This window comes from Hymenobacter sp. B81 (assembly GCF_044628455.1).
In the GTDB taxonomy this organism is placed as follows: domain Bacteria; phylum Bacteroidota; class Bacteroidia; order Cytophagales; family Hymenobacteraceae; genus Solirubrum.
Window position 1 is genome coordinate 1,126,354 of record NZ_JBIYZW010000001.1, and the last position, 18,206, is coordinate 1,144,559.

The 18,206-nt window shown below is 63.9% G+C and carries 15 protein-coding genes; 12 read left to right on the forward strand and 3 right to left on the reverse strand.

All coding sequences use genetic code 11. From position 1 onward, the window contains the following. The first annotated feature begins 97 nt into the window (after positions 1–97). The 3 genes from ACE191_RS05065 to ACE191_RS05075 all read left to right on the forward strand — a co-directional run bounded on the left by ACE191_RS05065 (position 98) and on the right by ACE191_RS05075 (position 5,373). Positions 98–583, forward strand: a complete 486-nt coding sequence (locus ACE191_RS05065) for a MarR family winged helix-turn-helix transcriptional regulator (protein WP_400191097.1) — start codon at positions 98–100, stop codon at positions 581–583. Positions 584–714: 131 nt separating this feature from the next. Beyond that, a complete protein-coding gene (locus ACE191_RS05070) occupies positions 715–3,171 on the forward strand; it encodes an outer membrane beta-barrel protein (RefSeq protein WP_400191098.1) in 2,457 nt (818 codons plus the stop codon). Between the two features lie 69 nt (positions 3,172–3,240). Continuing rightward, positions 3,241–5,373, forward strand: a complete 2,133-nt coding sequence (locus ACE191_RS05075; protein WP_400191099.1) for a carboxy terminal-processing peptidase — start codon at positions 3,241–3,243, stop codon at positions 5,371–5,373. A 410-nt stretch (positions 5,374–5,783) separates the two neighbouring features. Here the strand turns inward: ACE191_RS05075 and ACE191_RS05080 are convergent, their stop codons facing one another. Continuing rightward, positions 5,784–6,158, reverse strand: coding sequence for a hypothetical protein (locus ACE191_RS05080; RefSeq protein ID WP_400191100.1), 375 nt, complete (start codon positions 6,156–6,158; stop codon positions 5,784–5,786). Positions 6,159–6,367: 209 nt separating this feature from the next. After that, the gene (locus ACE191_RS05085) at positions 6,368–7,939 is read right to left on the reverse strand and encodes a PglZ domain-containing protein (RefSeq protein ID WP_400191101.1); all 1,572 of its coding nucleotides are present in this window, start codon (positions 7,937–7,939) and stop codon (positions 6,368–6,370) included. Positions 7,940–8,296: 357 nt separating this feature from the next. On the opposite strand from ACE191_RS05085, the gene ACE191_RS05090 reads away from it, so the two are divergent. From ACE191_RS05090 to ACE191_RS05125, 8 genes are all read left to right on the forward strand, one after another. Continuing rightward, positions 8,297–8,545 carry a hypothetical protein gene (locus tag ACE191_RS05090; RefSeq protein WP_400191102.1) on the forward strand — a complete coding sequence of 83 codons (249 nt, stop codon included), beginning with the start codon at positions 8,297–8,299 and terminating at the stop codon, positions 8,543–8,545. Then, positions 8,542–9,774 carry an HD domain-containing protein gene (locus tag ACE191_RS05095; protein WP_400191103.1) on the forward strand — a complete coding sequence of 411 codons (1,233 nt, stop codon included), beginning with the start codon at positions 8,542–8,544 and terminating at the stop codon, positions 9,772–9,774. Before ACE191_RS05090 ends, ACE191_RS05095 begins: the two co-directional genes overlap by 4 nt. A 150-nt stretch (positions 9,775–9,924) precedes the next feature. Further along, entirely contained in the window at positions 9,925–10,974 is a 1,050-nt protein-coding gene (gene lpxD / locus ACE191_RS05100) for a UDP-3-O-(3-hydroxymyristoyl)glucosamine N-acyltransferase (protein WP_400191104.1), read from the forward strand. A gap of 120 nt (positions 10,975–11,094) precedes the next feature. Next, positions 11,095–12,489, forward strand: a complete 1,395-nt coding sequence (locus tag ACE191_RS05105) for a bifunctional UDP-3-O-[3-hydroxymyristoyl] N-acetylglucosamine deacetylase/3-hydroxyacyl-ACP dehydratase (RefSeq protein ID WP_400191105.1) — start codon at positions 11,095–11,097, stop codon at positions 12,487–12,489. Positions 12,490–12,598: 109 nt separating this feature from the next. Next, positions 12,599–13,396 (forward strand): acyl-ACP--UDP-N-acetylglucosamine O-acyltransferase, encoded by a 798-nt coding sequence (gene lpxA, locus ACE191_RS05110; protein WP_400191106.1) that lies wholly within the window; start codon positions 12,599–12,601, stop codon positions 13,394–13,396. Beyond that, the gene (locus ACE191_RS05115) at positions 13,386–14,012 is read left to right on the forward strand and encodes an ATP-binding cassette domain-containing protein (RefSeq protein ID WP_400191107.1); all 627 of its coding nucleotides are present in this window, start codon (positions 13,386–13,388) and stop codon (positions 14,010–14,012) included. The genes lpxA and ACE191_RS05115 overlap by 11 nt, the downstream gene beginning before the upstream one ends. A 45-nt stretch (positions 14,013–14,057) precedes the next feature. After that, entirely contained in the window at positions 14,058–14,666 is a 609-nt protein-coding gene (locus ACE191_RS05120; protein ID WP_400191108.1) for a Uma2 family endonuclease, read from the forward strand. A gap of 89 nt (positions 14,667–14,755) precedes the next feature. After that, a complete protein-coding gene (locus tag ACE191_RS05125) occupies positions 14,756–15,121 on the forward strand; it encodes a hypothetical protein (RefSeq protein ID WP_400191109.1) in 366 nt (121 codons plus the stop codon). 145 nt (positions 15,122–15,266) lie between these two features. On the opposite strand, the gene ACE191_RS05130 is transcribed toward ACE191_RS05125, so the two are convergent. Further along, positions 15,267–16,025 carry a DUF4197 domain-containing protein gene (locus ACE191_RS05130; protein WP_400191110.1) on the reverse strand — a complete coding sequence of 253 codons (759 nt, stop codon included), beginning with the start codon at positions 16,023–16,025 and terminating at the stop codon, positions 15,267–15,269. Positions 16,026–16,276: 251 nt separating this feature from the next. On the opposite strand from ACE191_RS05130, the gene ACE191_RS05135 reads away from it, so the two are divergent. Continuing rightward, positions 16,277–17,551: a competence/damage-inducible protein A gene (locus ACE191_RS05135; protein WP_400191111.1), complete on the forward strand. Its 1,275-nt coding sequence runs from the start codon at positions 16,277–16,279 to the stop codon at positions 17,549–17,551. Positions 17,552–18,206 lie beyond the last annotated feature (655 nt).

Genomic DNA, 18,206 nt, shown 5'->3' on the forward strand with positions numbered 1-18,206 from the left:
CCCAGTGCCCACGGGGCTGCGGCGTGTCTCACAGCCCATTAGCGGGCTCGTGCAACTTACATGACATGTCATAGTCTTTGCCCCAATTCCGACTGCCATGCTCTCCAACATCCTGTTTTACTCGCTCGACAAGGCCATCCGCAGCTACCGCCGCCTGGCCCAGGCCAACATCGACCGGGCCGGCATTCCCATCACCATCGATCAGTGGCTGGTGTTGCGCGTGCTGCTGGAAAACGTGGATCTGCGGCAGGCGGAAATTGCCGAGCTGGTCTTCAAGGACCAGGCCTCGGTGGCCCGTATTCTGGCGATGCTCACCCGGCGCGGCTTGGTGTCGGCCCAGCCCTTGCCCCACGACGGCCGCCGCACCCAGCTGCGCGTGAGCGAGGCCGGCTACCAGATTCTGGCCGCCGTGCAGCCCATCGTGCTCAGCAACCGTCAACTTGCGCTACAGGGTTTGAGCGACGACGAGCAAGCGCTGCTGCAAGGTTTGCTCGAACGCATTGCTGCCAACTGCGCCCCAGGCCGCAAGCCCGCCCGGCTCCCCCCACGCCCGGCCGCGGCCGCCGGAGCCCGGACCAAGTGAATAAAGCTGTCAGTTGTAAATACGAAACATTTCGTATATCTTCCCTTACCCTTACCCGCTAAGCGCCGGGCAGGCTATTGTCCCGCCGCGGCCCCCGCTCCGCTTTCTCCCCCGTCCGCCTTTCTGACGCTATGAAAACTTCTACCCCATTCCGCACCGGCTGGCTGCTGGCCCTCGGGCTGGCCGGCTCCTCGGCCGCACTGGCCCAGACCCACGCCACCCTCGAGGGTAGCGTGCGCACCACCGCCGATGTGCCCGTTGACTACGCCACCGTCACGCTGCACCGCGCCGCCGACTCGGCGGTGGTCAAAACCGAGTTCAGCAACGAGCAGGGCCGCTTTCTGTTCGAGCAAACGCCCGCGGGCCGCTACCTGGTGTCGGCCTCGCAGGTGGGATTTGGCCGCGGCTGGTCGCGCCCCTTCGAGCTGGCTGGCGAAAACCTGAAGCTGCCGGCTCTGCAATTGGCGGCCAGTGCGGCTACTACCCTCAAGGAAGTGCAGGTGGTGGGCCAGAAGCCATTGTTTGAGCGCGAAGCCGATCGCACCATCGTGAACGTGGAAGGCTCGACCCTGGCCGCCGGCAATACCTCGCTCGACGTGCTGCGCCGCTCCCCCGGGGTGACGGTAGATGCCAACGACAACCTGGCGTTGCGCGGCCGGCAGGGTTTGCTGGTGCTCATCGACGGCAAGCGCCAGCCCATGAGTGGTACCGAACTGGCCGACTACCTGCGCGCCCTGCCCGCCGAGCAGCTCAAAAGCATCGAGCTCATCACCAATCCGCCCGCCAAGTACGATGCCCAGGGCGGGGCCGGTATCATCGCCATCAACCTGCGCAAAGACCAGAAGCTGGGCACCAACGGCAGCTACAATGCCAGCTACGGCCGCAGCTTCGCGGGCAACAAGCTCACCAACGGCCTGAGCCTGAACCACCGTCGCCAGAAAATCAACCTGTTCGGCTCGTACAACTACAGCAACCGCGAGGGCGTGGGCAAGCTCACCATTCACCGCGACTTCTACAGCGCGGCCGCGGGCGGCGAGCGGCAGCTGGTGAGCGTAACCGACCAGGACAACCGCGCCCCCAACCACGGCCGCTCGCACAGCTGGCGGGCGGGCTTCGACTACAACCTGGCCGAGCGCACGACCCTGGGCGCGGTGGCCAGTGGCCTCTCGGCCCGCTCGGAGCAGGACGGCACCAACGTAACTACGGTATTCGACCCGCTCACGCGAAGCACCGAGCTGTACAACTCCACCAACTACCGCCGCGCCGTGGTGCCCAACGTGACCGGCAACCTGAACCTGCGCCACACGTTCGTGGATTCGCTGGGGCCGCGCGAGCTGAGCGCCGACGTGGACTACGCCCGCTACCACACCACCCGCGACCAACGCCTGGCCACCCGCTTCAACGGGGCCGAGCAGGTGGGCGAGCTGGCCACCAGCGACCAGCTGGGCGAGCTGACCATTCAGTCGGCCAAGGTTGACTACGTGCAGCCGCTGACCAAGGCCCTGCGCCTGGAGGCCGGCGCCAAAGCCAGCCTGGTGACGGCCGACAACGACCTGAAGTTTTTCCTCAACGGCGCCTTCGACCCCGCGCGCTCCAACCGCTTCCGCTACGACGAAAACATCAACGCCGGCTACGTGAACCTGAACTTCACCCAGCCGGGCTACACCCTGCAAGCCGGTCTGCGCGGCGAGCAAACCAACGCCGTGGGCAAGCAGGACGTGGTGCAGCCGGGCCGCGAGCCGAACTTCGACCGCCACTACTTTCAGCTGTTTCCGAGCGCGGCCGTGAAGCGCAAGTTTTCCGAGCAGCACGAAACCAGTCTCTCGCTCAGCCGCCGCATCGACCGGCCCTCCTACGGGCAGCTCAACCCCTTCAGCATCATCATCGACAAGACGACCTCGGGCGAGGGCAACCCCTTCCTGAAGCCGCAGACCAGCTACAACTTCGAGCTGACCCACACCCTGCGCCAGAAGTACAGCCTGGGCCTGAGCTACGGCCTTACCAGTGACCCACTCATCGGGGTGGTGCAGCCCACTGCCGACCAGAAAGTAATTTCCACCACCACCAACCTCGACCAGCAGCACTACTACGCCCTCACGCTGACCGCGCCGCTGGAGCTGGCCAAGTGGTGGTCGGCCTACAACAACGGGGTGTTCTACTACAGCCGCTTCGTGGGCAACCTGGCGGGCACGGGGCTGAACCGCGGCCGGGCCGCCTTCAACCTGAGCAGCAACCACACCTTCACCATTGGCAAGGGCTGGAGCGCCGAGCTCAACGGCTCGTACCAGTCGCGCGAGGTGTACGGGTTTCTGGACGTGCAGCGTCAGGGCCAGGTAGCGGTGGGCGTGCAGAAAAGTCTTTGGAACCGCAAAGGCAACCTCAAGTTCAACTTCACCGACCTTCTCTACACCAGCCCGGTGCGCGCTACGTCCTCGTACGCCACCTACGTGGAGCGCTTTTTCCAACGCTACGACTCGCGCGTGGCCACGCTCGCGTTCAGCTACCGCTTCGGCAACGACAAAGTGGCGCCCTCCAAGCGCCGCGGTGGCGGGGCCGAGGACGAAAAGCGCCGGGCGGGCGGGTCTTAGCGTCTAGGGCCCGGCTCGCAGCAACCAGTTTTTTCCGGGCTCCGGCTCCACTCAACTTCGCTTTTCCGCATGGCACTTTTCCGCTTCGGCGCCGCGGCCTGCACGGCCCTGCTGCCCGCCCTGTTTTTCCTGGCGCCCGAAACCACGGCCCCGCGCCCGGCCGACAATCCCGACCGTAAGGCCGCCTACCTGCTGCAAACCATTGTGCAGGGCCTCAGCGGGGCGCACTACCAGCCGGCCGCGCTCGACGACGCGTTTTCGCGCCGGGTGTTCGGTCTCTACCTCAAGCGCCTCGACGCGGGTAAGAAGTTTCTGCGCCAGCCCGACGTGCAGGAGCTGCAGGCCTTCCAGCGCGACATCGACAACGAGATTCAGCGCGGCAGCCAGGAGTTTCTGCAGCGCAGCACGGCTTTGATGACCGCCCGGGTGCAGGAAGCCCAGCTCTTGTACCGCGAGCTGCTGGCCAAGCCCTTCGACTTCACGGCCAAGGAAACCTTTGAAACTGATGCCGAGAAGCTCGACTACGCCGCCACGCCGACCGCGCAGCGCGAACGGTGGCGCCTGCTGCTGAAGTACCAGACCCTGGCCCGCCTCTCAGAGCTGCTCGACGAGCAAAACGGCACCGACAAGTCGCTGGCCTCGACCAAGGTGAAGCCTTCCCCGGCCACCATGTCGAAGCCGGTGCGCCCGATGAGTGAGCTGGAGGCGGAGGCCCGCAAGCAAGTGCTGAAGTACTACGACGACACCTTCGCCAACCTGCTGCAAACCGATGCGCAAGACCGGCTGGCGCAGTTTGCCAACACCGTGGCCAACGTGTACGACCCGCACACCGAGTACTTCGCCCCGCGCGATAAGGACAACTTCGACATTGCCCTGACCGGCCGCTTCGAGGGCACGGGGGCCCAGCTGGGCGAGCAGGACAACAAGATTGTGGTGACCGACATCGTGCCGGGCTCGGCCTCGTACCGGCAAGGCGAGCTGAAAATCGGCGACGAGATTCTGCGCGTGGCCCAGGGCGCGGCCGAGCCGGTGGCCGTGGGCGGCATGCGCTTCGACAAAATCGTGCAGATGATTCGGGGCAAGAAGGGCAGCGAGGTGCGCCTGACGGTGAAAAAGCCCGACGGCACGGTGCGCGTGATTCCCATCATCCGCGACGTGGTGGTGCTGGAAGAAACCTACGCGCAGTCGGCCACAGTACAGCAGGACGGGAAGAAGTACGGCTACATTCACCTGCCCGCGTTTTATGCCGACTTCAACAACAACGGCGGGCGCAGCTCGGCCGAGGACGTGAAGGCCGAGCTGGCCAAGCTCAAGCAGCAGAACGTGCAGGGCGTGGTGCTGGATCTGCGCTTCAACGGCGGCGGCTCGCTGCAGGACGCGGTGGACATGGCCGGCCTGTTTGTGAGCAGCGGGCCCATGGTGCAGGTGAAAAGTGCCCAGCGCCCGGCCCAGGTGCTCAACGACTCCGATACGCGGGTGCAGTACGAGGGGCCGCTGGTGGTGCTGGTGAACAAGTACAGCGCCTCGGCCTCCGAGATTCTGGCCGCCGCTATTCAGGACCACCAGCGCGGCATCATCATGGGCAACACCACCTACGGCAAGGGCACGGTGCAGCGCGTGTTCGACCTCGACGAGGTGCTGCCGGCGCAGTTCAACAGCCTCAAGCCGTTCGGCTCGCTCAAGATTACCCTGCAGAAATACTACCGCATCGGCGGGGGCTCGACCCAGTTCCGGGGCGTGACGCCCGATGTAACGCTGCCCGACGCCTACAGCGCCCTGGGCACCGGCGAGCAGCAAACCGACTTTCCGCTGGGCTGGGACGAGATTGGGGCCGCCCCCTTCCGCACCTGGCAGGCGCCGGTGGGCCTGCGCCAGCTGGCCGAGGCCAGCCGCCGGCGCGTGGCCACCGACGCGGGCTTCCGCCTCATCGGCGAGTCGGTGCAGGAGCTGGTGAAGCGCCAGAAGCTCACGCAGGTGTCGCTGAACCTGGACGCCTACCGCGCCGACCAGCAGCAGGCCCGGGCGGTGTCGGAGCGGTTTAAGGAAGCCCAGCAGCTGGCCCCGGCCCTGGAAGTGGCCCCTACCCTGGCCGCCGCTACCACCGACTCGACGCTGGTGCAGCGGGGCAAGCGCTTCGTGAAGCCGCTGGGCAAGGACCTGGCCCTGCGCGAAGCCGTGGCCGTGCTGGCCGACGCCCGCTAACCCCGCCTGGAGTTCTTCGGGCCGCAAAACCAAAGCGCCGCGTCTTCCGACGCGGCGCTTTGGTTTTGGGTGGGGTTGGGTTTCGGCCCGCTGAAAAAAAGGTACGGGCTGGGAAGGTTGGTTACAGGCTGGAAAGCTCGGTTACAGGCCGGGAAACGCCGCGCACGGTCCTCGACGCGTTGGGTACGGCCCGGGAAACGGTTCGCATGGCCCTTGACGCTTCGCGCATGGTCCTTGACGTGACGCGCACGTGCCTTGAAGCTTCGCGCATGGGCCTTGACGCGGCGCGCACGGCCCTTGATGCGTTGTGCATGAGCCTTGACAGTCGGTTGAGTGCCTTGACGCTCGGTTGACCTCCTTGGAAGTCGGTTGAGTGCCTTGATGCACGGTTGACCTACTTGAGGGTCGGTTCAGGCGCTACCATTGGCAGCCATGTCGTGCCAGGTGTTGTTGCTGAGGTTGACGGTCACATGGAAAAAGCAGTTGCCGCCGTCGCTAACGACTACAAGCTGCCTGCGCCAGTTCGGCACCTCTGTACAGAAGCAGTTTACCTGAACCTCCTTTTCTCCCCGACTATTGATGAACGCAAAATATTGCCGCTTGTACTCGGGCAGCTCGATGAAGAACTGCTTTTGATCCACATAAGCGGGAATCGGTACCGCCCGGTTGTTCAGCTCTTCACGCTGCATCCGGTTGAAATCGGCTATACACACTTGCAGCAAGCGCTCCACAGCCTCGGCATCGGCGGCTGATAAAGGCGCGGAATTTGGCAGCACGGCATACACGGAGGAAGGAGGCAGCGGGGGCGGCGCTGGATTTGTAGACACCTCCTGTTTCGCCGGCAGCTGCGCCGTGTCAGCATGTTGGGATTGACAACTTAGCAGGAGCAATAGACTCGGTAGCAGGTAGCGGTTCATTCCCCAAAGAACGCACAAGCGGCGGGCTTCCGCTGGAAACCCGCCGCCTGCTTTGCATAGCTCGAAAACCCCGCTCGTTACGCGCCTTTGGGGCTGAGGGTGATGTAGGGAATGATGACTTCTTCGAGGGAGATGCCGCCGTGCTGGAAGGTATCCTTGTAGAAGTTCACGTAGTAGTTGTAATTGTTGGGGTAGGCGAAAAAGTAGTCGCCCACGGTGAAGACGTAGGCGGTGGAGACGTTTTCGCGGGGCAGGAACACGCGCTCGGGCTTGCGCACCACGTAGATGTCGCGCGAGTCGTCGAAGCCCAGGTTTTTGCCGTGCTTGTAGCGCAGGTTGGTGTTGGTGTTCCGGTCGCCCACAATCTTGTAGGGGCGCTTGCAGCGGATGGTGCCGTGGTCGGTGGTGATGATGAGCTTGCCCTTCTTGTCGGCAATCTGCTGGAGCATCTCATACAGCGGCGAGTGCAGAAACCACGAGCGGGTGATGGAGCGGTAGGCCGACTCGTCGGCGGCCAACTCGCGGATCATGGCCATGTCGGTGCGCGCGTGCGAGAGCATGTCCACGAAGTTGTAGACGATGACGTTGAGCTTGTGGTTGTTGTGCAGGTTGGGCATTTTACCCAGCAAGTCCTTGCCGGCCTGCAGGTTGGTGACCTTGTTGTAGCTGAACTTCTGCTTCTGGTTGGCCTTCTGGAACATGATTTCCATGAACTCGGCCTCGTTCAGGTTCTTGCCCTCGTCGTCGTCGTCCCACACCCACAGGTTGGGGTACTTCTTTTGAATCTCGCCGGGCATCATGCCCGAGAAGATGGCGTTGCGGGCGTAGGCCGTGGTGGTGGGCAGGATGGAGTAGTACATTTCCTCCTGGTCGACGGTGAACAGCTCGGCAATGATGGGCTCGAGCACCTTCCACTGGTCGTAGCGCAGGTTGTCGATGAGCAGGAAGTACACGGGCTGCTCGCCGGTTTGCTTCATGAGGGGGAACACGCGCTCCTTGAAGAGCTGGTGCGACATAAGGGGAGTGTCCTCGTCGGGGTCGTTGAGCCAGTCCTCGTAGTTTTCGGTGATGAAGCGCCCGAAGTAGGTGTTGGCCTCGTCCTTCTGCATGTTGAAGACCTCGGCCATGCTCTTGCCCTCGGTTTCGTTGATTTCCAGCTCCCAGTACACCAGCTTCTTGTACACGTCGGCCCACTCGGCGGGCGTGAGGCGGTCGGAGAGCTGCATGCCCAGCTGGCGGAAGTCGCGCTGGTAGGAGCTGTTGGTTTTCTCGCTCACCAGGCGCTTGTTGTCGAGCACCTTCTTGACCGAGAGCAGAATCTGGTTGGGGTTCACCGGCTTGATGAGGTAGTCGGCAATCTTGGAGCCGATGGCTTCCTCCATGATGTGCTCTTCCTCGCTCTTGGTAATCATGATGACCGGCACGGTGGGACGCACGGCCTTGATTTCGGTGAGGGTTTCGAGGCCGGTGAGGCCGGGCATGTTCTCGTCGAGAAACACTAGGTCGTAGATTTTCTCCTGGATTTCCTCCACGGCATCGGCCCCGGAGTTGACGCCCGTCACGTCGTAGCCGCGCTCTTTGAGAAAGAGGATGTGCGGCTTCAAGAGGTCAATTTCGTCGTCGGCCCAGAGGATGTTGTAGCGTTGCATTGGCTTGTTTTCGGATGAGACATGAGCGGCCCCGGCAAGGGCCCGTTGCAGCAATGGCTGGCCCGGCGCAGCGGCCGGTTTGCGGCGTGCAACCTAACGCTTCGCGGCGGCTTTGTGATACACGCCGCTGCGCAGGCGTTGCCAAAAGCTAACCCCAAAAGCTGGTGCAGGGTTGCACCCGGTCCGGCCCAACAGTCGCCCGGTGCCCGCCGAAGCCGGCCCGGAACCGGGCATTTGGGTCCGGTCCATAGCCCATTCGTTTCCGTACCAAGGTTTCGCGCTACTTTTCAGCCCATATTTCTACTAGACGTCATATTCAGTGACTCAACATGACGTGCCCACAAATCGAAAAGCCCAATGCTTTCATTCATCACCTACCGCCAGGCACCTGAACAAGTCGAAATCGTTGTTGATGCAGTAGGAATTGATGAGCTGATCAGCTACCTGGAAAGTATCAAGAGTCAAAAAGACCATATGCACCTGATTATTGATAGCGAGCTTGATGACTACCCGCTTTCGGCAGAAGCAGTCCAGCGAGGCGTAGTCTCTGTCAAACATGTTCGCCTTGAATACGCCAGCCCCAAAGCTCCTAAGCTCCCCGAATGAATAAAAAGAAAATCCTCAACGACCCGGTCTACGGGTTTGTGAGCGTCCCCACCGAGCTGATTTTCGACCTGATCGAGCACCGCTTCTTTCAGCGGCTGCGGCGCATCAAGCAGCTCGGCCTGACGGATTTTGTGTACCCCGGTGCCCTGCACACCCGCTTTCACCACGCTCTGGGTGCCATGCACCTCATGTCGCTGGCTTTGCGCACGCTCAAGGATAAGGGCGTGCGCATTTCGCCCCAGGAAGGCGAGGCGGCCCAGATTGCCATCCTGCTCCACGACATCGGCCACGGCCCCCTCTCCCACGCCCTCGAGCACGCCATTTTCGACGGCGTGCACCACGAGCAGGTGTCGCTGCACCTGATGGAGCTGCTCAACCAGGAGTTCGGCGGGCGCCTGCAGCTGGCCATCGACATCTTTCGGGGCAGCTACCCGCGGCCGTTCTTCCACCAGCTCGTGAGCAGCCAGCTCGACATGGACCGGCTCGACTACCTCAACCGCGACTCGTTTTACTCGGGCGTGAAGGAGGGCCAGCCCGGCGCCGACCGCCTCATCAAGATGCTCACCATCAGCCCCGAAGACGAGCGGCTGGTACTGGAGGAAAAGGCCATCTACTCGGTCGAGAACTTCCTGGTGAGCCGGCGGGTGATGTACTGGCAGGTGTACATGCACAAGGCCGTTACCTCGGCCGAGCAGATGGTCATTCGCCTCATGGAGCGGGCCCGCGACCTGACGCGGGCGGGCGTGGCGGTGCCGGCCTCGCCCGAGCTGGGCTTTTTCCTGGCCCGGCCGGTGCAGATGCGCGACTTTGCCCAGGATCCGGCCATCATGCAGCGCTTCGTGCGCCTCGACGACGTGGACATCTGGTCGGCCATCAAGCTCTGGGCCGCCCACCCCGATCTGGTGCTGTCGTTTCTGGCCCACAGCCTGCTGGAGCGCCACCTGTTCAAAATCAGCCTCGCTCCCGAGCCCTTCGACGAGGAGTTCCGCCTGGGCATCGTCGAGCTCATTGCCGGGCACTTCAACCTGCCGCTGGAAGAAGCCTCCCTGCTCATGATTGCCGGCCGCATCAGCAACAACGCCTACGACACCGGCGGCGACACCATCAACGTGCTCACCAAGCGCGGCCACGTGGTTGATGCGGCCGAGGCATCGGATTTGCCCAACATCCGGGCCCTGAGCAAGCGGGTGGAGAAATACTACGTCTGCTACCCCAAGGAAATCATGTAGTGAGTTGTTGGTTGTCAGTTGTTAGTCATTTGGTTGGTTGCTAGCTGATAGCTGTCAGAACGTTCTTGCTAACAACTATCAACTGCCAACCAACAGCTGATAACTGACAACTCGCAACTGAAAACCGACTACTGCTTACTTTTGCCGGCTATGGAATTTACGGTAGGCCAGATTGCAGACGTGCTGCGCGGCACGGTTGAGGGCGACGCGACGCTGCGGGTGAACCGCTTGGCGAAAATCGAGGAGGCCCGCGCCGGGGCCGTGGCGTTTTTATCGAACCCCAAGTACGAGCCCCACCTCTACACCACCGCGGCTTCGGCCGTGATTGTGAGCCGCACGCTGGTGCTCAAGCAACCCGTGGCGGCCGCCCTGATCCGCGTCGACGACCCCTACCTGGGCTTCACGGCCCTGCTCGAATTCTACCAGCAGTTTGCCCGCACCGGCAAGCGCGGCGTCGAGCAGCCCTCGTTCGTGGGCACGGGCACCGAAATCGGCGACGACGGCTACCGCGGGGCCTTTTCCTACGTGGGCGACAGCTGCCAGATCGGGCGCGGGGTGCTCATTTTTCCCCACGCCACCATCGGCGACCGGTGCCGCATCGGCGACGGCACCATCATCTACGCCGGGGCCAAAATCTACGCCGACACGGTTATCGGGGCGCGCTGCGTGGTGCACGCCGGCGCCGTGGTAGGCTCCGACGGCTTCGGCTTCGCGCCCCAGCCCGACGGCTCGTACCGGCCCATTCCGCAGATTGGCAACGTGGTGCTCGAAGACAACGTGAGCATCGGCGCCAACGCTACCATCGACTGCGCCACCATGGGCTCGACGGTGATTCGCGAGGGCGCCAAGATTGACAACCTGGTGCAGATTGCCCACAACGTGGAAATTGGCCGCCACACGGTGGTAGCCGCGCAGTCGGGCATTTCGGGCTCCACCAAAATCGGTGACTTCTGCGTGCTGGCCGGGCAAACGGGTTTGGCCGGGCACCTCACCCTGGCCAACCGCACCACCGTCACGGCCCAGTCGGGCGTGGGTAAGTCCATCAAGGAGGAAGGCGTGCTGCTGCAAGGGTCGCCCGCGTTCAACCTGCGCGACTCGCTGCGGGCCAATGCCGTATTTCGCCACCTGCCCGAGCTGGAGCGCCGCATCACCGAGCTGGAGCGCGCCCGCCCCAAGTCAGACGAGGCGGAAAAGTCATAGCTTTGCGGGCCGATTGTTGGCCGTTGTCAGTTGGGAGTTGTCAGTTGCCTGGGGCTTGCTTGCCCTTGATTCGCGCCCTGACCACTGACAACCAGCAACTGTCAGCTCCCAACTCAGAACATGTTCGACAAACAGCATACGATTAAAGCCCCGGTGACCGTGAGCGGCGTGGGGCTGCACACGGGCGTTCAGGCCACCATGACCTTCTGCCCGGCCCCCGTCAACCACGGCTACAAGTTTCAGCGCGTGGACCTGGACGGTCAGCCCACCGTCGACGCCGACGTAGACAACGTGGTGGACCTCTCCCGCGGCACCACCATCGAGCAGAACGGCGCCCGCGTGAACACCGTGGAGCACACGCTGGCCGCCCTGGTGGGCCTGCAGCTCGACAACGTCCTGATTCAGCTCGACGGCCCCGAGCCGCCCATCATGGACGGCTCGTCGCTGCCCTTCATCGAGGCGCTGCAGCAGGTAGGCCTGGAAGAGCAGAACGCGCTGCGCAACTACTTTGAGATTCCCGACTCGGTGCATTTCGTGGACCACGCCCGCGGCGTGGAAATTGCCGCCCTGCCGCTCAACGACTACCGCGTGACGGTGATGGTGGACTACAACTCCCCGGTGCTGGGCTCGCAGCACGCCTCGCTGAACAACATCACGCAGTTCACCGACGAAATTGCCGCCTCGCGCACCTTCTGCTTTCTGCACGAGCTGGAAATGCTCTACCGCTCCAACCTGATTCGCGGCGGCGACCTGTCGAACGCCATTGTGGTGGTCGACCGGGCCGTGAGCGAGGAGGAGCTGGGCGAGCTGGCCACCATGCTGGGCAAGCCCAAAGTGGCCGTCAAGAAGGAAGGCATCCTCAACAACGTGGACCTGCGCCACAAAAACGAGCCCGCCCGTCACAAACTGCTCGATTTGGTGGGCGACCTGGCCCTGGTGGGCCGCCCGCTGAAGGGCCAGATTCTGGCCGCCCGGCCGGGCCACGCCGCCAACGTAGCCTTTGCCAAGAAGATCAAGAAGAAAATGCTGGAGATGGACTCCTCGCCCGTGCCGCGCTACGACCCCGCGCAGCCCCCGGTGATGGACGTCAACCAGATTTCGCAGATTCTGCCGCACCGCTACCCCTTCCTGCTCATCGACAAGATCATTCACCTCGACCAGACCACGGTAACGGGCGTGAAGAACGTGACCATGAACGAGGAGTTCTTCACGGGACACTTTCCCGGCAACCCGGTAATGCCCGGCGTGCTGCAGATCGAGGCCATGGCTCAGACCGGCGGCATTCTGGTGCTCAACACCGTGCCCGACCCGGAAAACTACTGGACCTATTTCCTGGGCATCGAAAACTGCCGGTTCCGCCGCAAGGTTATTCCCGGCGACACCCTCATTTTCAAGTGCACCCTGTTGTCGCCCGTCAAGCGCGGCATTGCCAAGATGAAAGGCCAGGCCTTCGTGAACGGCAAAGTGGTGATGGAAGCCGAAATGTCGGCCAGCATCGTGCGCAAAGACGCGTAATCCAGTTATCAATGATCAATGAACAATTATCAAGGAACACAGAACGCAGCCATTACGGCCCAATCGTTGTTCGCTGGTAATTGATCATTGCTAATTGTTCATTGACTCAATGACTCAGCCCCTCGCCTATATCCACCCCGAGGCCAAGATTGCGCAGAACGTCGTGGTCGAGCCTTTCACCACCATCGCGCAGGACGTCGAAATCGGCGAAGGCACGTGGATCGGTCCGAACGTGACCATCATGTCGGGTGCCCGCATTGGTAAGAACGTGAAGATCTTCCCCGGCGCCGTCATTGCCGCCGTGCCGCAGGACCTCAAGTTCGCGGGCGAGAAAACCACCGTGCACATCGGCGACAACACCGTCATCCGCGAGTGCGTGACCATCAACCGCGGCACCGTGGACCGGCTCAAGACCAGCATCGGCAAAAACTGCCTGCTGATGGCCTACGTGCACGTGGCCCACGACTGCCACATCGGCGACAACTGCATTCTGGCCAACACGGTGCAACTGGCCGGCCACGTCGAAATCGGGGACTGGGCCATTCTGGGTGGGGCCTCGGCCGTGCACCAGTTCGTGCGCATCGGGCAGCACGCCATGATTTCGGGCGGCTCGCTGGTGCGCAAGGACGTGCCCCCGTTCGTGAAAGCCGGGCGCGAGCCGCTGGCCTACGCGGGCATCAACTCCATTGGTCTGCGCCGTCGCGGCTTCTCCGACGAGAAGATTCTGCAGGTGCAGCAGTGCTACCGCCTGTTGTTCCTCAACGGGCTCAACAACAACACCGCCCTCGACCAGATCGAGCTGGAGCTGCCGCCCTCGCCCGAGCGCGACGAGGTGGTGAACTTCGTGCGCAACTCCGGCCGCGGCGTCATCAAGGGCTACTCGCGCAACGGCAACGGTGCAGATTGAGGCCCTCGGCCTGGGCAAGCGCTTCGGCCGCGACTGGATTTTCCGGGACCTGACCTACGCCTTCGCGCCGGGCTCGGCCACGGCCTTGCTGGGACCCAACGGCGCGGGCAAGAGCACGCTGCTGCAGGTGCTGGCGGCCTACACGCTGCCCACCGCCGGCGAGCTGCGCTTTTCCCACGCCGGCCGCTCGGTGCGCCCCGACGAGGTGGCCCTGTACCTGGCGTTGTGCGCGCCCTACCTCGAGCTGATTGAGGAACTGACCTTGCAGGAACAACTGCAGTTTCACACCCGCTTCCGCCCGCTGCTGGCCGGCCGCACGCCCGTCCAGCTCCTCGACATCCTGCAGCTGGGCACGGCGCGCCACAAGCTCATTCGCGACTTTTCCTCCGGCATGAAGCAGCGCGTGAAGCTGGGGCTGGCCCTCTACACCGACGCCCCGCTGCTCTTCCTCGATGAGCCCACCACCAACCTCGACCGCGCCGGCGTGGCCTGGTACCACGAGCACGTGGCCGCCGCCACGCCCGGCCGCACGGTGCTGGTCAGCTCCAACGTGGAGGAAGAATATGCCTTCTGCGGCGCGCAGCTGCGGGTGACGGATTTTGCCCCGCGCCGCTGAGCCTGTCGGGCCGGTTGCGTAGCTTTGGGTAAAGCACTTCACCCCATGACTGCCCTCGAAAAACCGCGCTTCACGTCCCTGGAGACTTACCTGGCCGCCGAGGAAACCGCGCCCTACAAAAGCGAGTACCACGCCGGCGAGGTCGTTGCCATGGCCGGCGCCAGCGACGCCCACAACCTGATTATGGCCAATATCATCCGCTTGCTTGGCAACGCCGTGCTCGACCGCAACTGCACCGTACGTGCCAGCGACCAGCGCGTGCACCTGGCCGATTCAGAGCGCTACGTGTACCCCGATGCCACGGTGGTGTGCGGCCCGGCCGAGTTTCGGCCCGAGCCCCGGCCGGCCACGCTGCTCAACCCCACGGTAGTGGTAGAAGTGCAGTCGGAAAGCACGGCGGGCCGCGACCGGGGCGAAAAACTGCTGTTCTACCTGCGCATTCCGTCGCTGCGGCACTACGTGCTGGTTGACTCGCAACGCCAGCGCATTGAGGTGTATTCGCGCGCCGACGCCGCGGCCACGCAATGGACCTACCAGGTACTGGAAGCCGCTGAGGCAGTGGCCGAGCTGGCCGCCATTGGCGCCGGACTACGGCTGGCCGAGGTGTACCGCAACGTGGAGCTGGGACCACCGCCGCCGTCGACTTTGCCGTAACCCCGCTCCTGCTGTCTGCGTTTTCGGGCTTGTTTTGCCGTCCGACCTTTATTTTTGCCTTCGCTTAACCCCTTCAATTCTCCGCTCCCATGAGAAGCTACGACGACCTCGACGACGATCTGCTGGACGACGACGACGAACTAGACGAAGTGACGCCCGGCCGCGGTGCCGCCCGCGGCGGTCGTAAAGGTGCCTCCTCCGAAGACACCCTCGGCGCCAAGTACGCCGACTACCTGATGTGGCGCGACACGGGCTCCTCGCACGACGAAGCCCTGGATCTGGCCAACCTGACCGAAGACGAATTTGCCGCCGCCGAAGCCCAGGAAGACCCCGAGGGCAGCAACCGCTACGCCAGCCTCGACGACGATGACGACGACCTCGGCCTCGACGACGACGACAGCTACGAGTCGCAGCGCCGCAGCCGCCGCGGGGGCCGCGACGACGACGAATACTAGGGCTTAGGGCTTAGGGCTTAGGGCTTAGGGCTTAGGGCGCTACTGCCTTCGCGTACCCTCGGTTACACAAAAGGGCCTCCGGAATTCTCCGGAGGCCCTTTGTTTTTTCACGAAAACCAAGTCCTCTGACCTAATCCCTAACAACCTAAGACCTCTTCCCAAACACCTTCTTCAGCAGCTCGGTGGTGCGGGCCACGGGGTTTTCGCGGATGTTGGCTTCTTCCTGGGCAATGAGGGTGAACAGCCCGTCGACGGCCTTGCCGGTGGCGTACTCGTTCAGGTTGGGGTTTACCGGGGTCACCAGCGGAATGCGGTTGTAGCGCGTGACCAGGCCCGTGTAGTACTTGGTAGCGTTGGTTTGGTCCAGGGCCTGCTGCATGATGGGCTGGAAGGCCGTGGTGAGCTGGCTGCTGGTGGTGCGCTTCAGGTACTGGGTGGCCGCGTCCCGCTCACCCGACAGGATGTTCCACACGTCGGTGAAGGTCAGGCTCTTAATGGCCGACAGGAAGATGGGTTTGGCCTTGATGGCTGCCTGCTCGGCCCCGCGGTTCAACGCCAGCTCAAACTTGTCGACCTCCGCGCCCAGGCCGATGCTGCGCAGGGTGGTTGCCACGCGCTGCGCGTCGGGCGGGAAGGGAATGCGGATGAGGCGGTTGAGGTTGAAGCCATCCACCTGCGAGGCCTGGTCGGCGCCCTTGCTGATGCCCTGCACCAGGGCTTCCTTCAGGCCACGGGCCGCCTCGTCCTGCGACACGCTGGTTTTGGCGGTTTTGCTGGTCTTGGGCGTGGGCAGCTTGATGGTGGACGTGCCGCCCCCGATTTTGGGGAAGCGAATCAGCTGGGCCTGGGCCTGCGAGGCGCCCAGCAGGGCCGCCAGCAGCGCGAGAGTACGGAGAGAATGCATGGGGAGCAGCGTAACGAATTCGAACAGCGGCCGGTTGGCGCGGCCGCGGCTGGGCGTTGGCACAAACCGGACCAAACCGCCCCGCGTTCCGCCTTGCGCCGCGCAGACAGCCGCTTTTTGGCGCGGCCAGGCAGCCGGGGCGTAGAAAAGCCCGTCCCTGAACCAAAATTGGCAAAACCCGGCGGGCCCTCTGCCGGTCTTAGCGGCCCGGGCCCCAACTTGCGGCCCCACTTCCCTCCTTTCCTGCTCCTATGCTGCCTGCTTCCCCCCCCGACGTTGAAATCATGACCATTGGTGACGAGCTGCTCTACGGGCAGGTCATCGACACCAATTCGGCCTGGATGGGCCAGCAGCTGGGCCAGCTGGGCTTGCGCGTGCGCCAGATTACCAGCGTCTCCGACCGCGCCGACGAAATCGTGCAGGCCCTCGACCTGGCCCGCCAGCGCGCCCGGGTGGTGCTACTGACCGGCGGCCTGGGCCCCACCAAGGACGACCTCACCAAGCACGTGCTGGCCCGCTACTTCGGCACCGAGCTGGTGCTGCACGAGCCCAGCCTGCGCGACGTGGAGGCCATCTTCGCCCGCTTCAACCGCCCCATGCTGGAGGTGAACCGTCAGCAGGCCTTTCTGCCCGCGGCCTGCACGCCCCTGCGCAACCCCGTGGGCACCGCGCCCGGCATGTGGTTCGAGGACCAGGGTACCGTGTTCGTTTCCATGCCCGGGGTGCCCTTCGAGATGAAGCGCATCATGCAGGACACCGTGCTGCCGCGCCTGCAGGCCCACTTTCAGCTGCCCCCCATCGAGCACGCGGTGCTCATGACCGTGGGCCAGGGCGAGTCGTTTCTGGCCGAGCAGATTGCCGACTGGGAAGCCCAGCTGCCGCCCAACCTCAAGCTGGCCTACCTGCCCTCCCTGGGCGGCGTGCGCCTGCGCCTGAGCGCCCTGCCCGACGGCCAGCCCGACCTGCGCCCGCGCCTGGAGGCCCAGCTGCCCGAGCTGCGCCGCCTGCTGGGTTCCTACCTGTTTGCCGAGGGCGAGGTGCCCCTGGAAGCCGCCCTGGGCCAGCTGCTGCAGCAGCGCGGGCTGAGCATCGGCACGGCCGAGAGCTGCACCGGCGGCGCCATTGCCCAGCGCCTGACCAGCGTGGCCGGCAGCTCGGCCTACTTCCGCGGCAGCGTGGTGGCCTACCACAACGACGTGAAGGTGCAGCAGCTGGGCGTGCGCCCCGAAACCCTGGCCGAGCACGGGGCCGTGAGCGAGGCCACCGTGCGCCAGATGGCCGAGGGCCTGCGCCGCACCCTGGGCGTGGACGTGGCCGTGGCCACCAGCGGCGTGGCCGGCCCCGGCGGCGGCTCGCCCGACAAGCCCGTGGGCACCTTCTGGCTGGCCTACGCCGACCAGCACCAGACCGTGACCCGCCGCATCACCTTCGACCGCGGCCGCCAGCTCAACATCGAGTACGTGACCACCGTGGCCCTGAACCTGGTGCGCCAGCATCTGCCCGCCCTGGAAGAGCCGGCCGGCTGAGCCGGAGCCGCCGCGCCCCCGGCTGTCATCCAGCGGCTATTTAGCAAGTCTGAGAAAACAACCAGCACGTCATGCTGAGCGGAGTCGAAGCATCTCTCCCGCTTCGCCAGATAGCATGCAACGAAGCCGTAGAGATGCTTCGACTCCGCTCAGCATGACCAAACCCAACTTTCCAAACAGCTCCCTGAACGCCGTGCAGAGCCTTACGACGCGTGAGAACAGACGCCGCTCACGCGTCTGTCATCCTGAGCAAAGCGAAGGAACTTACCCCGTCGGTACCCCTCGGTCAACGGCGGTAAGGTCCTTGACTTCGTCGACCTTCGGTTCGGCTGCGCCTCAGGATGGCGTTCTGAACCGTATGGCTGGCTTCACCGCCCCTTAGTCGCGGCCGGTTCGCGAACCGTCGCGGCATCTCCGCGAACCTTCGTGACCAGCCCGCGAACGTTCGCGAAACCGCCGCGACGGTTCGCGGAGATGCCGCGAACCGTCACGGGCTGGTCACGAATCGTCGCGGCGGTTTCGCGAATCACCTTGAACCGGCCGCGAACCGTGGCCTAGCGTTGGCAACGGGCAAAGGGGTGTTGGTCCTGCCAATCGGTTGACTGGTCCTTGCCAGCCGAAACGAGCTTGGGAATGCGGGGAAAGCGGGGCAGTA

Bases quoted from the DNA above. Each gene is read 5' to 3' on its own strand.
- ACE191_RS05065 (WP_400191097.1), top strand. From the start codon at position 98: ATGCTCTCCAACATCCTGTTTTACTCGCTCGACAAGGCCATCCGCAGC.
- ACE191_RS05070 (WP_400191098.1), top strand. From the start codon at position 715: ATGAAAACTTCTACCCCATTCCGCACCGGCTGGCTGCTGGCCCTCGGG.
- ACE191_RS05075 (WP_400191099.1), top strand. From the start codon at position 3,241: ATGGCACTTTTCCGCTTCGGCGCCGCGGCCTGCACGGCCCTGCTGCCC.
- ACE191_RS05085 (WP_400191101.1), bottom strand. From the start codon at position 7,939: ATGCAACGCTACAACATCCTCTGGGCCGACGACGAAATTGACCTCTTG.
- ACE191_RS05090 (WP_400191102.1), top strand. From the start codon at position 8,297: ATGCTTTCATTCATCACCTACCGCCAGGCACCTGAACAAGTCGAAATC.
- ACE191_RS05095 (WP_400191103.1), top strand. From the start codon at position 8,542: ATGAATAAAAAGAAAATCCTCAACGACCCGGTCTACGGGTTTGTGAGC.
- lpxD (WP_400191104.1), top strand. From the start codon at position 9,925: ATGGAATTTACGGTAGGCCAGATTGCAGACGTGCTGCGCGGCACGGTT.
- ACE191_RS05105 (WP_400191105.1), top strand. From the start codon at position 11,095: ATGTTCGACAAACAGCATACGATTAAAGCCCCGGTGACCGTGAGCGGC.
- lpxA (WP_400191106.1), top strand. From the start codon at position 12,599: ATGACTCAGCCCCTCGCCTATATCCACCCCGAGGCCAAGATTGCGCAG.
- ACE191_RS05120 (WP_400191108.1), top strand. From the start codon at position 14,058: ATGACTGCCCTCGAAAAACCGCGCTTCACGTCCCTGGAGACTTACCTG.
- ACE191_RS05125 (WP_400191109.1), top strand. From the start codon at position 14,756: ATGAGAAGCTACGACGACCTCGACGACGATCTGCTGGACGACGACGAC.
- ACE191_RS05130 (WP_400191110.1), bottom strand. From the start codon at position 16,025: ATGCATTCTCTCCGTACTCTCGCGCTGCTGGCGGCCCTGCTGGGCGCC.
- ACE191_RS05135 (WP_400191111.1), top strand. From the start codon at position 16,277: ATGCTGCCTGCTTCCCCCCCCGACGTTGAAATCATGACCATTGGTGAC.